This is a genomic window from Mesobacillus persicus, assembly GCF_900109925.1.
In the GTDB taxonomy this organism is placed as follows: Bacteria; Bacillota; Bacilli; order Bacillales; family Cytobacillaceae; genus Mesobacillus_B; species Mesobacillus_B persicus.
The window spans coordinates 114222-127124 of sequence record NZ_FOBW01000001.1; the positions used below are offsets into that span (position 1 = coordinate 114222).

General features: G+C 39.7%; 12 protein-coding genes. 11 read left to right on the top strand and 1 reads right to left on the bottom strand.

Annotated elements, in window-relative coordinates; all coding sequences use genetic code 11:
• The first annotated feature begins 18 nt into the window (after positions 1-18).
• The 3 genes from BMX30_RS00590 (at position 19) to BMX30_RS23300 (ending at position 3034) form a co-directional block, all read left to right on the top strand.
• Positions 19-1542, top strand: a complete 1524-nt coding sequence (locus BMX30_RS00590) for a glycine betaine uptake BCCT transporter (protein WP_090740164.1) — start codon at positions 19-21, stop codon at positions 1540-1542.
• 169 nt (positions 1543-1711) lie between these two features.
• Positions 1712-2773: an LLM class flavin-dependent oxidoreductase gene (locus tag BMX30_RS00595; RefSeq protein ID WP_090740167.1), complete on the top strand. Its 1062-nt coding sequence runs from the start codon at positions 1712-1714 to the stop codon at positions 2771-2773.
• A 93-nt stretch (positions 2774-2866) separates the two neighbouring features.
• Positions 2867-3034, top strand: a complete 168-nt coding sequence (locus BMX30_RS23300) for a hypothetical protein (protein ID WP_170843742.1) — start codon at positions 2867-2869, stop codon at positions 3032-3034.
• A 125-nt stretch (positions 3035-3159) separates the two neighbouring features.
• Here BMX30_RS23300 and BMX30_RS00600 read toward each other — a convergent pair whose 3' ends face one another.
• Positions 3160-3609: a S1 domain-containing RNA-binding protein gene (locus BMX30_RS00600; RefSeq protein WP_090740169.1), complete on the bottom strand. Its 450-nt coding sequence runs from the start codon at positions 3607-3609 to the stop codon at positions 3160-3162.
• A gap of 224 nt (positions 3610-3833) precedes the next feature.
• Here BMX30_RS00600 and BMX30_RS00605 point away from each other — a divergent pair, with 224 nt between their 5' ends.
• From BMX30_RS00605 to BMX30_RS00635, 8 genes are all read left to right on the top strand, one after another.
• Positions 3834-5279: a DEAD/DEAH box helicase gene (locus tag BMX30_RS00605; RefSeq protein ID WP_090740172.1), complete on the top strand. Its 1446-nt coding sequence runs from the start codon at positions 3834-3836 to the stop codon at positions 5277-5279.
• Between the two features lie 152 nt (positions 5280-5431).
• Positions 5432-5647 (top strand): DUF2187 family protein, encoded by a 216-nt coding sequence (locus BMX30_RS00610; protein WP_090740175.1) that lies wholly within the window; start codon positions 5432-5434, stop codon positions 5645-5647.
• A 359-nt stretch (positions 5648-6006) separates the two neighbouring features.
• Positions 6007-6198: a hypothetical protein gene (locus BMX30_RS00615; protein ID WP_090740177.1), complete on the top strand. Its 192-nt coding sequence runs from the start codon at positions 6007-6009 to the stop codon at positions 6196-6198.
• 93 nt (positions 6199-6291) lie between these two features.
• A complete protein-coding gene (locus BMX30_RS23305) occupies positions 6292-6444 on the top strand; it encodes a hypothetical protein (RefSeq protein WP_170843747.1) in 153 nt (50 codons plus the stop codon).
• 184 nt (positions 6445-6628) lie between these two features.
• The gene (locus BMX30_RS00620; RefSeq protein WP_090740850.1) at positions 6629-9850 is read left to right on the top strand and encodes a DEAD/DEAH box helicase; all 3222 of its coding nucleotides are present in this window, start codon (positions 6629-6631) and stop codon (positions 9848-9850) included.
• 167 nt (positions 9851-10017) lie between these two features.
• Complete coding sequence (locus BMX30_RS00625; RefSeq protein ID WP_090740180.1) at positions 10018-10356, top strand: hypothetical protein; 339 nt, start codon at positions 10018-10020, stop codon at positions 10354-10356.
• A gap of 230 nt (positions 10357-10586) precedes the next feature.
• Positions 10587-11567: a DNA-binding transcriptional repressor DeoR gene (locus BMX30_RS00630; protein WP_425283725.1), complete on the top strand. Its 981-nt coding sequence runs from the start codon at positions 10587-10589 to the stop codon at positions 11565-11567.
• A gap of 76 nt (positions 11568-11643) precedes the next feature.
• The gene (locus tag BMX30_RS00635) at positions 11644-12858 is read left to right on the top strand and encodes a NupC/NupG family nucleoside CNT transporter (RefSeq protein WP_090740183.1); all 1215 of its coding nucleotides are present in this window, start codon (positions 11644-11646) and stop codon (positions 12856-12858) included.
• The last annotated feature ends 45 nt before the right edge of the window (positions 12859-12903 follow it).

Here is a 12903-nt window from a genome sequence, read left to right on the forward strand (position 1 = left end):
AAAAGAAAGGAACATTCGATGAAAAGAGTATCTAGCGTTTTTTGGATTACAGTTGCGATTGTCCTTGTAGCAGTCGTATTTGGTGTTAGTGCACCAGATAGTTTTGAAGAAGTAACAGGCAATATACAGGCTTTTCTTACTTCATCATTTGGTTGGTATTATTTAATTTTAGTAACGGTTATTACGATTTTTTGTATCTTCCTTATCTTTAGTCCGGTTGGTGCAATCAAACTAGGTAAGCCTGATGAAAAACCAGAGTTTTCGAAAGGTTCATGGTTTGCGATGTTATTTTCCGCAGGGATGGGAATTGGACTTGTCTTCTGGGGAGCAGCTGAACCTCTTTCGCATTTCATGGCTCCACCATTGGCGGAAGGTGCTTCAAATGCTGCGCATAAAGAAGCGATGCGATATACCTTTTTCCATTGGGGAATACATGCATGGGCAATATATGCAATTGTAGCTTTGTCATTGGCATATTTCCAATTTCGCAAGGGGGAGCCTGGCCTTATCTCAGCTACCTTGAAGCCTGTTTTAGGGAAGAGCATGGAAGGTTGGCTGGGAACGGTTGTAGACGTACTTGCGGTGTTTGCAACAGTTATTGGGGTTGCAACGACTTTAGGATTTGGTGCCGCCCAAATTAATGGGGGACTATCCTATTTATTGGGAGTTCCGAATAATTTCTTCGTGCAATTTATCATTATCGCAGTTGTTACTGTATTATTTATGATTTCAGCGTCAACTGGCTTAGGTAAAGGGATTAGAATTTTAAGTAATGTTAATATGATTTTGGCGGTTGGTCTGTTAATATTAATGTTCATTGTTGGACCTACTATTTTAATCTTGAATATGTTTACGGATTCTATTGGTGGATACATTCAAAATATCATTCAAATGAGTTTCCGAATTGCTCCGTTGAATGAAGAGCATCGCTCTTGGATTAACGGATGGACAATTTTCTACTGGGCATGGTGGATTTCATGGTCCCCATTCGTAGGGATATTTATTGCCCGTGTATCAAGAGGGAGAACCATTCGAGAGTTTTTAGTTGGTGTCCTATTGCTCCCATCACTAGTTAGCTTTTTCTGGTTTGCAGTTTTTGGTAATTCTGCAATTAATGTTCAAAATGCAGGAGTTGTTGATTTGTCTCAATTTGCAACAGAGGAAGTTTTATTTGCGGTCTTTAGTCAATTCCCATGGTCAACAGTTTTATCGGTTGTGGCTGTTGTCCTCGTAAGTACTTTTTTCATCACTTCTGCGGATTCCGCAACCTTTGTACTCGGTATGCAGACTACTTATGGATCATTAACACCACCGAATAGAGTAAAATTCACATGGGGAATTGCGCAATCTGCAGTTGCTTTAATTCTTTTATATAGTGGTGGATTACAAGCACTTCAAAACGCTTTAATTGCTGCAGCATTCCCATTTTCATTTATCATGGTACTCATGATGATTTCTCTATATCGAGCGTTAACCAAGGAGAAAAAGGAGCTTGGTTTATACTTCAAACCGAAGACAAAGAAAAAGTTCCCTGATATGTAAGTTAAGGAGTGTGGAAAGAAGTTTGGGCTTAGCCTAAGCTTCTTTTTTTATTTTTTATTTAGTCTGTTAAGAGTTTAACGGGCTTGGTAAGAAGTAAAATGATATGATAGATAGGAGAGGGTTAACTAACTATTAAAGCCACCAAATCTTGAATAAGGGGTATTTCATTGTGGAAATAGGAATAAGTACGTTTGTCGAAACAACACCGGATGTTAATACCGGAGAGGTAATTAGTCATGCACAGCGAATCAGAGAAGTTGTTGAAGAAATTGTTCTAGCGGATCAGGTGGGGTTGGATGTCTTTGGTGTTGGGGAACACCATCGTGAGGATTTCGCGGCTTCTTCTCCAGCGGTCATATTAGCTGCAGCTGCGTCCAGGACACAACAAATTCGATTGACTAGTGCTGTAACAGTTCTCTCATCTGCTGATCCTGTACGGGTGTTTCAGGACTTTGCAACGGTGGATGCAATTTCAAACGGTCGTGCCGAGATTATGGCAGGACGAGGGTCATTTATCGAATCTTTTCCTTTGTTCGGCTATGATCTAAAGGACTATGATGAATTATTTGAGGAAAATCTTGAGTTATTACTTAAAATTCGAGATTCTGAAAAGGTCACGTGGCGAGGTGGGCACCGGCCGGCCATTGAAAATTTGGGTGTATATCCGAGACCAATCCAAAATCCATTACCTGTGTGGATTGGAAGCGGTGGGAATTCCAACTCTGTTATGCGCGCTGGTCTACTTGGGTTACCACTTGTTTTAGCGATTATTGGTGGCAGCCCGTTACAGTTTGAACCACTTGTACGACTTTATAAAAGGGCAGTGGCCCATGCCGGTCATGATCTTTCAAAATTGACCGTTGCGTCCCATTCACATGGATTTATTGCGGAGGATACACAAACAGCTGCTAACAAGTTTTTCCCTTCAACCCAACAAGTCATGAACAAGTTGGGCAAAGAGCGTGGCTGGGGTCCATACACCCGCTCGAGCTTTGATGCTGCCCGTAGTTTTGAAGGAGCATTATATGTAGGGGACTCAAAGACTGTAGCCGATAAAATTATCCATCTACGAAAGAATGTCGGCATTACACGTTTTATGTTACATCTACCAGTGGGTACCATGCCTCATGAAGACGTAATGAGAGCAATAGAACTGTTAGGAAAAGAAGTAGCACCCATCGTTCGTGATGAGGTATCTAAGTGGGAAAATTCCGGTAATGAAACAGTGTAGTCATATCCTTTTAGGATACATAAGAATCAAGGTAAAAATGTAAAAGTTTAAACAAACCCACTCTAGGGAAAGAGTTCACTAGAGGTGATATTCGTGAAAAAAGAATTGGACAAGGATTACACACCAAAAAACAGCTCAATGGCAAATACTGTCGAGGAAATGAAGAATTTAGGGAAGCAGATGGAAAACTTGCGCACCAATAAAGAATTAAAAGAGGATAATAAAATCCCAGACCCCGTACAAAGGAAGACGAGAGATTAGTCATAAGGGATTGGATATTGAGTAATGCGGTTCGATTAGAATTGTTATACTCAAATAAAATAGGCAAGCCAGTTTACCTGACTTGCCTATTTTCAATCTATTCATCTGGGTGAAAAAGTAGCAGGTTATCCGCGTCTTCCGCCTCTACCGCCTCGTTTTGTTTCCGTATTTCGTTTGAGAGAAGTTAAGTTCTCTTCACTAGACTTTAGAAATTTAGCCATTTTATCCTCAAAGGTTTCCTTTGGTTTAAAATTACCTTTTGGACGGAAATCCTTAGATCGGCTATCGGGTCTGCCCTGACGTGGAGGGCGCTGGGAATAGGAAGAAGTTTGACCTTCTGGCCTATCAATCGCTTTTTTAATCGATAAAGCAATTTTACCATCTTTCTCACTAATTACTTTCACTTCAATTTGGTCGCCTACTTTAAGATGGTCGTTCACATCTTTGACATAACTATCTGCAACCTCACTGATATGCACAAGACCTGTTGAGCCTCCTGGTAATTCCACGAATGCTCCAAAATTAGTGATACCTGTTACTTTACCTTGTATTTTGCTACCTACTTCAACTGACATATAAATATGGTTCCCCCTCAAAATTGTTAACACACACATAATTATAGCAAATTTGGGAAATAAATCACTATCTGAACTATTTTCCATTAAAATTTTTTTTTACAATGTTTTTTGATCAATAATAAGATTATACTGAATGATTGACCAGAGTCAAATAATGAATATGATTTTTCTTTAAGAGAATCCTTATATTGACTTAATAATAATATAAATGAGGTTTTTATATGAATGACAAAAATTTTGAAATTTATCAGTTAAGCGATGAAATAAATAAAGCACTAACTTTATTAAAGTATACTACCCCGACCCAGGTTCAAACAGAAGTTATCCCCTTAGCGTTACAGAATAAAGATGTAGTGGTTAAATCGCAAACAGGCAGTGGGAAGACAGCTTCCTTTGGCATTCCTATTTGTGAGATGATTGATTGGGAGGCAAAGAAGCCTCAGGCCCTGATTCTTACCCCAACAAGAGAGCTTGCAGTCCAAGTACGTGATGATATCACAAATATTGGAAGGTTTAAACGAATAAAAGCAATGGCTGTATTTGGTAAAGAACCGTTTGCGAAACAAAAGGAGGAACTACAACAAAAAACACATGTGGTCGTCGGTACACCTGGTCGAGTCATTGACCATATCGAAAGAGGAACTTTGGTTTTGGACCAGATTAAGTATTTGATCATTGACGAGGCAGATGAAATGCTTAATATGGGCTTTATTGACGAGGTCGAGTCAATTATAAACGAAGTCCATTCAGGTAGAGTAACGATGGTCTTTTCAGCGACATTACCAAAGGATGTTGAAAACCTCTGCCATCAATACATGAAGGAACCGAATCATATAGAAATTATTTCTACTGGGGTAACTACTGACACAATTGATCATTTCTTAATCCAGGTTAAGGAGGAAGAGAAGTTGTCAGTTTTGAAAGATGTCACTGTTGTTGAAAACCCTGAGAGTTGTATTATTTTTTGCCGGACAAAAGAACATGTCGATCGAGTGTATGCTGATTTAGATACTTCCAATTATTCATGTGAAAGGCTACATGGCGGCTTAGAACAAGAAGACCGTTTCGCTGTGATGAATGGGTTTAAAATGGGCAATTTCCGATATCTAGTGGCGACGGATGTAGCAGCAAGAGGGATTGACATTGATAACGTCACCCTTGTGGTTAATTATGACGTTCCAATGGAAAAAGAGAGCTATGTTCACCGTACAGGAAGAACAGGAAGAGCTGGGAACAAAGGAAAAGCAATAACCTTTGCGACTCCATATGAAGGAAAATTTGTACAAGCTATTGAAAGGTACATTGGTTTTGAAATACCGGCCATGGAGGCTCCGAAACAGCAGGAGGTTGCTAAAAATAAGGCTGCGTTTGAGGAAAAAATCGGTGGTCGTCGAGTGGTTCATAATAATAAAACAGCACGAATTAATAAAGGAATTACGAAACTTCATTTCAATGGTGGGAAAAAGAAAAAGTTACGTGCTGTAGATTTTGTTGGTACAATCGTTAACATTCCTGGGATAATAGCAGAAGACATTGGAATTATTACCATACAAGACAATTTAACGTATGTTGATATCCTTAATGGAAAAGGTTCACTAGTTCTACAAGCGATGGAAGATACAACAATTAAGGGAAAGAAACTGAGAGTGACTAAGGCGTTAAAATAAAAGCATTCAATTCAAAGGATTTTTTGGAGAACGAGTGTACTCATCTGGACTATTCTCTCCAATCTTTCCCTACATGATAAAAATCCATAGATGTTGTACAGAGGATGCTCCGAGGCCATACTAACAAAACAAGAGGATAAGGGGGAACTGATATGCCAGAAGAGACTAATGAGAAGCAGGAAAAGAGTATTGTAAAGGCAAACATTGGGGATATGATTCAAATTTCAAAAGGAACAGAAAAGGGCACTAAGGGGAAAGTAGTAGCAATTCGGGAAAACTCTGTTATTGCCGAGATTGGTATAAATGTAAAAAAAGATGAACCAATTAAAACAGTTGTTAATCATAAAAATTATAAGTTAGTTAAGTAAGAAACGACTTCAGTGCCTGACTCCCAATTGTTACAATCACGCGAAGGACAGGCACTTTTAAAAAGGCTGTGTTATAGGACATTCTTGATTTTTTACAAGGGAGAGGAAGGCACGAAGACTCCTTGAAAATGAACGGCATTTTCTCGTGCGTGGGCCTATTCAAGGAAGCTATTCAAAGTCCTGCGGGAGTACGGGGCTGGGGAGACCCCACAGGCGCTTTTGCGCCGAGGAGGCTCCCCGCAACGCCCTTGGAAAGCGGAGTGCCTGGAGCGGAAATCAACAACTAACTTTAAGAAGCTTTAAAAATGAAGGAGATCTAAGAATCAAAAGCCATGGACACATAATAGGAGTTGGACCTATTGAAATACTTTCAATCTCAAATGAAACAACTGGTGAAAGAAAATAAAGAATTACAGATCAACTTAAAAGAATTAATGAAAGAGCATGCACTTGAGAAAACCTTTGCATTAAAAGCATTGTACCATTCTGAAGTTGCTGATGGAGGAAAGTATCAATCAGCCTACCAAGCACTAGACCAACCAAAAGGATAAAGTTTCACCCCCTAAATTCTGGAATTTGCCTGGCACCTTCCAGAATTTATAAATAGTCAGGCAAGAGGACAAGCTATTGTTGGAGGTGAGTACTTGGAAAAGAATGAAAAAGGTGGATTTCTTCCGAATCAAACAACTAAGCAAGGAACAGGGTTTATCGCTTCTCTTGAAAATTTAAGTGAAGATCTCCTGCAACTTGTAACCGACGATGTTCCAAGCGATGACAGGGAGAATAAACTTCAATAACTATTAAAACGCCGGACATTATGGCGTTTTTTTTTGCCTTTTTCTTGTAGGAGATAATCTGCTGTTTTTTTACTAGTTATGGTACAATCGTGAAATAGATAAATAAGCTGATGGTGGATTTTTTTTATAAATGAGTTTGTACATGCAGATTAGAGCGATAACCATTCAAGAAGGAGCGAGATTTTTGAACATAAAACTGAGTCATAAAATGATCAAAGAACAGTGCGGCACCGTCTCCTTCAAAAGAGGGGACGCTTTTTATCGTACAGATAAAGTGACATTCGTAGACTTTTCAATGAGTCGTTGTAAAGCAACTGTTAGGGGTGTAGAAGATTTCCGGGTCTCAATCGAAACGACACCTAATGGTGATCTTCTCACAGACTGCACCTGTCCAAAATTAGCCTCTGTTCAAACCGACTGCCAACATATTGCCGCTGTATTAATCTCTATTTACGAGCAACAGCGAAAAGGCATAACTCCAAATAATCGCAAAATGCTGAAACACAGCACTCATGAACATCAGGAAGTAACAGATAGTTTCCTCAACCTCTTTCATGTTCAGCCAACCAAACCAAGTGGTTATCAAAATCATTTTGAGCATCGGAAGGTTCTTGAAGTTCAGATCATATTTAAGTTAGTTAAAGATAAATACGAGCAAACACTGATTGGAATCGGAGTAAAGGTTGGATCGACGCTTATAAATTCCATTCGTTCATTTTTAATGAATGTAGCAGAAGGAAACACTTGTAGGATTAGTCAATCACTTTTATATGACCCTAGCCTCCATTGTTTTGATCATGAAACGGATGCTGTTCTTCAACATCTTATTCAAGTGACGCGCGATGAGGGTGCCACTGGTTCAGAGGGAAGGGAGGGTAACGATTATTCAACGATTTACCAAGAGCAAATCCTAATTCCACCTTCTGCGTGGGAAACACTTCTTCCTGCTTTAAGGAAAGCTCCCACAGTAAAAATCGAGATGAACGAGAAAGTCATGGATCTCGATTTTACAAATGGAACACTTCCCCTCCAGTTTGATTTAACACAAACGGAGAGTGGCCACTTTCAGCTTAAAATTGACGGCCTATCCCGTATCAGCGTTTTAAAGTCCTACCAGGCGGTGCTAGTAGAAGGGAAACTTATTCCTATCAACTGGGAGGATATTCACCGGTTAACCGATCTAATTCAGATGTTAGAAGATTCCGGGAGGTCCCAACTACCAATCACGAAAAATCAACTAGGTTTCTTTATGGAAAAAGTAGTTCCAGGATTAAAAAAGTTGGGCGTTGTCCGAATCCCAAGTGCCATAACGAGCGAATTCATTGAAACACCACTTGTGGCTAAGCTTTACCTGGATCGTGTGAATAATCGCCTGCTTGCTGGGCTCGAGTTTCACTACGAGCATATTGTGTTTAATCCGTTAGACAGTCAAGAAGTTCGTGCAGCTTCCATCCTGATTAGAGACGAAGCGAAAGAGGCTCAAATCCTTCAGCTGATGGAGGATAGCTCCTTTGCTACGACGGATAGCGGTTATTATTTGCACAATGAAGAGCTAGAATATGAGTTTTTATACAATATGGTTCCGAAACTTCAAAAAATTGTTCAAATCTATGCTACGACATCGGTGAGGAACCGAGTCTTTAAAGGTAATACCTTTCCGAAAATCAATGTGAAGATTAAAAAGGAACGAACCAATTGGCTCGAATTTAAATTTGAAATGGACGGTCTTCCTGAAAGGGATATCAAAGAAATTCTCCAAGCACTTGAAGAAAAACGGAAGTATTATCGTTTACGAAACGGTTCGCTTCTATCACTAGAAACAAGGGAGTTTGAAGAAATCAATACTTTCCTAAAAACAATCCCTGAGCAAACTGAGGCTTTTGAGGGAGAATGGAATGTGCCCATCGTCCGCGGACTTCAACTCATTGAGACCGTTGAAGGTGACAATGCGTTCACTTTTGAGGACTCTTTTCGAAAGTTTCTAGAGACGATACATCATCCAGATCTGCTAGATTATGAGGTACCTTCTAGTTTAATTCCGGTTTTAAGGGATTACCAGGTGCACGGCTTTAAATGGATGAAAACACTAGCCACGCTTGGCTTTGGTGGGATATTAGCTGATGATATGGGTCTAGGAAAAACCGTTCAAAGCATTGCTTATATTCTCTCAGAGCTCGAACCTATTCGCTCTAAAAAGCAACCAGTTTTAATTGTTTGTCCTTCCTCTTTATCCTATAACTGGATCAATGAACTCATGAAGTTTGCTCCCGAGCTACAAGCCATTGTCGTGGATGGAACGCAGCGGGAGCGTGCTGAACTTCAGAAGGAAATAATGGATATGGATGTCGTGGTTATATCCTATCCGTTATTGCGGAGGGACCTTCATTGGTACGAGAAGCAATTGTTCCACACCATCTTTTTTGATGAGGCTCAAAATTTTAAGAACCCACTTACACAAACGGCCAGAGCAGTAAAAAAATTACAAGCCCAGCATAGATTCGCGCTAACAGGTACACCCGTGGAGAACTCTCTGGAGGAGCTATGGTCAGTCTTTCATGTTGTCTTCCCTGAACTGTTTCTTAGCTTAAAAGAGTATAGTCATTTAACAAAGGATACCATCTCACGAAGAATCCGACCTTTTATGCTTCGAAGAGTAAAAGAGGACGTCCTATCCGAGCTTCCAGAAAAGACGGAGTCCTTGAAATCCATCGAGCTGCTTCCGAATCAGAAAAAGCTCTATGCTGCCTATTTAGCTAAGCTTCGCCATGATACCTTTAAACATTTAGATAAAGAAACGATAAGAAAAAATAAGATTAAAATCCTTGCTGGATTGACGAGGTTAAGGCAAATCTGTTGCCACCCTGCCTTGTTTGTAGACGGGTATAAAGGTAGCTCAGCAAAATTTGAACAATTAATGCAAATTGTCGACGAGTCAAGGCACTCTGGACGTAGGGTATTAATTTTTTCACAGTTTACGAAAATGTTAGAGCTAATTGGTAGGGAGTTAGCCATTCGTGGCTTGCCTTTTTACTACCTTGATGGACAAACTCCAGCAGAAGAGCGAGTGAGCATGTGTAATCAATTTAATGCCGGTGGGCGTGACTTCTTCTTGATTTCATTAAAAGCTGGAGGCACTGGACTGAATTTGACAGGAGCAGATACTGTAATATTATATGATCTTTGGTGGAATCCAGCAGTCGAAGAGCAAGCGGCCGATCGAGCTCATCGGATGGGACAAACAAACCCGGTGAAAGTCATTAAATTGGTTTCAAAAGGGACAATTGAGGAAAAGATGAATGAACTACAAGCGAAAAAGAAGCGTATGATTGAGGAGATTATTGACTCTGAAGATCCTGGATCTTCAACTTTGACGGATGACGATATCCGAGAAATATTAATGATATAAAATATTGACCGGTAATAATAACGTATTTTCTAGGGCACCTTTCATTGGTAAAGGTGTCTTTTCTTTTATAAACAAAACAAACAAAACAATTTAAACCAATCATCATCAGGAATATTCTTTAAGGTCATACTTTACATATATCACTAATCGGAAAGGGGAGAGAAACGATGCCACGGAAGACTGCGCAGGTTGAAGAGGTCGCAGAAGAGAATACCAACGAGCAACTAGATCAGGAACAAGCCATCAAGGGCGAAACCAACACGGATGAAATTGCGAGTCTAAATCGGATGTTAGGGGCTGTTTTGACCTATCTATCAGATGATGAAGTAGAAGAAATCGATATTGAATTCCTTCTTGAAAATACAGAAGGTCTTCGAGAGTGGTGGGATAAATTTCGAGAAAGCAATCGAAAATCAATTGAAGAGGAAATTAAACAATCATTAGGAGAACTGTCTTTAGAAGAATTAGAACAGATTCGAGAACAGATAAAAGAAAAAAAAGAATAATTATTCATTTATAGTTCTGTTTTGCTATCGAGTGCAATTCTTATAGGAGTGCTTTTCTTTTGAAATGTGAAGAGTAAAAAAGCCCTTTGTAAGTCTAATTGTACTGAACAAGATTCATACGTGGGAATCTTCAAAATAAACTTAGTTTTACAAATGTAAAAATAGACTTTTACATTTTCTCAAAAAAAAGCTACACTAAGAAAGTGTTTTCAGACCAGTTAAATAAGGTGATGATATTGGAAAAGGATGGCAAAGCAAGCAAGATCATTGAAGCAGCGAAACTTTATTATTTACTTGACTTCACACAAAGTGAAATCGCAAAAAAACTAGGCGTTTCCAGGCCCACTGTTTCACGGCTTCTCCAACAGGCAAAAGCAGAAGGTATTGTCCAGATTAAGATTAATGATCCGACCGAAGAAGTAGAGAAACTGTCTAAGGAATTAGAAAATAACTTTCGGTTAAAAAAAGCCCTCGTTACCTCTGTTCCAGCTTATGAGGAACATCTTATTAAAAACTACTTAGGTGGAGCAACAGCTGAGTATTTAAATCAAATAGTGAAAGACGATGACATCATTGGCGTCACATGGGGAACCACTCTATACCATGTTGCCATTGAATTAAAGCAAAAGTTTGTGAGGAATGTTCAAGTGGTCCAGCTTAAAGGAGGGGTGAGTCATGCAGAGACAAACACTTACGCCTCTGAGGTCTTGTACTTATTTGGGAAGGCTTTCAACTGTACACCTCATCATTTACCTCTACCCGCCATTGTTGATCACGTAGTTGTAAAGCAGGCGATGGAACAGGACCGTCATATCCGAGCTATTATGGATTTGGGAAAACAGGCCAATATAGCTGTAACAACATTGGGTTCTGTTAAGAAGGATTCTCTTTTGTTTAAAATGGGTTATTTCACAGAGGCCGATTTAAAATCGCTGAACCAGGAGGCGGTAGGGGATATTTGCTCTAGGTTCTTCGACCAAAACGGTTTGATATGCAATCAGGATTTGAACGAACGGACATTAGGTATTGCGTTAGAGGCTCTAAAGGGCAAAGAACACGCGCTTCTTGTTGCTGGTGGTGCTGATAAGATTAATGGGATATATGGAGCGTTAATGGGCAATTATGCAAACACTTTAATTACAGATCAATTTACAGCTAGATTTTTATTAGACAAGCTAGCTAAAAATGAACAAGAAAATTCACTGACTTAACTGTCTCTGAAAGATCATCCAATAAAAGAATAATACAGGTTAACAATCAACAAGATACTACTAAGAGGTGAGCAGCATGAATTATATTTGGGGATTATTGGGAATTATCACAGTATTAGCGATTGCGTTTTTATTGTCTTCCAACCGTAAAGCGATTAAGCCGAGAACGATACTTGGTGGCTTGGCAATACAATTTATTTTTGCTTTTGTTGTATTAAAGTGGGAAACAGGACGATATGCTCTAGGGCAGGTTTCACAAGGAGTCCAGAATGTCATTGATTATGCCAATGAAGGGGTAAACTTCTTATTCGGAGGTATATTTCAAGCAGAAAACATTGGGATGGTTTTTGCCTTTCAAGTGTTGCCTGTCGTGATTTTCTTTTCTTCCTTAATTTCAGTTCTTTATTATTTAGGAATTATGCAATGGGTAATTAAAATTTTAGGTGGTGCGCTTTCAAAGCTGTTAGGGACAAGCAAAGCAGAGTCCTTATCCGCTGCAGCGAATATTTTTGTTGGTCAAACGGAAGCGCCACTTGTTATTAAGCCATTTATTAAAATTTTAACAAAGTCAGAGTTGTTTGCTGTCATGGTTGGAGGGCTTGCTTCTGTAGCCGGTTCCGTATTGATTGGGTACTCACTTTTAGGTGTTCCACTTGAATATCTATTAGCTGCAAGCTTCATGGCAGCGCCGGCAGGTTTGGTACTTGCAAAAATGATTGTACCTGAAACAGAGGAACCTCAAAACACTGCTAACCTTGAAATCGAGGACGATAAAGAAGCGGCAAACGTCATTGATGCTGCTGCAAATGGAGCTTCCGTCGGGCTTCAATTAGCTCTTAATATTGGAGCAATGCTATTAGCATTTATTGCATTGATTGCATTAATCAATGGGATTTTAGGTGGAATAACGGGATTATTCGGTATTGAAGGTGTTACGCTTGAAAGCATCCTTGGATATATATTTGCACCATTAGCATTTGCTGTTGGTGTACCTTGGAACGAAGCAGTCAAGGCAGGAGCGTTCATTGGTCAAAAGCTTGTTCTAAATGAATTCGTTGCTTATGCTTCATTCGCTCCACAAATCCCAGAGCTATCTGCTAAAACAGTAGCAGTAGTAAGTTTTGCCTTATGTGGATTTGCCAATGTTTCTTCACTCGGCATCCTTCTTGGAGGATTAGGAAACCTAGCACCTGAGCGTCGTGGCGATATTGCCCGAATGGGTGTCCGTGCTGTCATTGCCGGAATGCTGGCTTCTTTGCTCAGCGCAGCGATGGCGGGGATGTTGTTTTAAATAGGTCGTAGCTCCGATGTTTAAAAATGCAAAAAGGACCAAATC

What these genes read in the sequence shown, in the direction of transcription:
- BMX30_RS00625 (WP_090740180.1), top strand. Translation starts at nt 10,018, where the DNA reads ATGCCACGGAAGACTGCGCAGGTTGAAGAGGTCGCAGAAGAGAATACC.
- BMX30_RS00630 (WP_425283725.1), top strand. Translation starts at nt 10,587, where the DNA reads ATGATATTGGAAAAGGATGGCAAAGCAAGCAAGATCATTGAAGCAGCG.
- BMX30_RS00635 (WP_090740183.1), top strand. Translation starts at nt 11,644, where the DNA reads ATGAATTATATTTGGGGATTATTGGGAATTATCACAGTATTAGCGATT.
- BMX30_RS00600 (WP_090740169.1), bottom strand. Translation starts at nt 3,609, where the DNA reads ATGTCAGTTGAAGTAGGTAGCAAAATACAAGGTAAAGTAACAGGTATC.
- BMX30_RS00610 (WP_090740175.1), top strand. Translation starts at nt 5,432, where the DNA reads ATGCCAGAAGAGACTAATGAGAAGCAGGAAAAGAGTATTGTAAAGGCA.
- BMX30_RS00590 (WP_090740164.1), top strand. Translation starts at nt 19, where the DNA reads ATGAAAAGAGTATCTAGCGTTTTTTGGATTACAGTTGCGATTGTCCTT.
- BMX30_RS00605 (WP_090740172.1), top strand. Translation starts at nt 3,834, where the DNA reads ATGAATGACAAAAATTTTGAAATTTATCAGTTAAGCGATGAAATAAAT.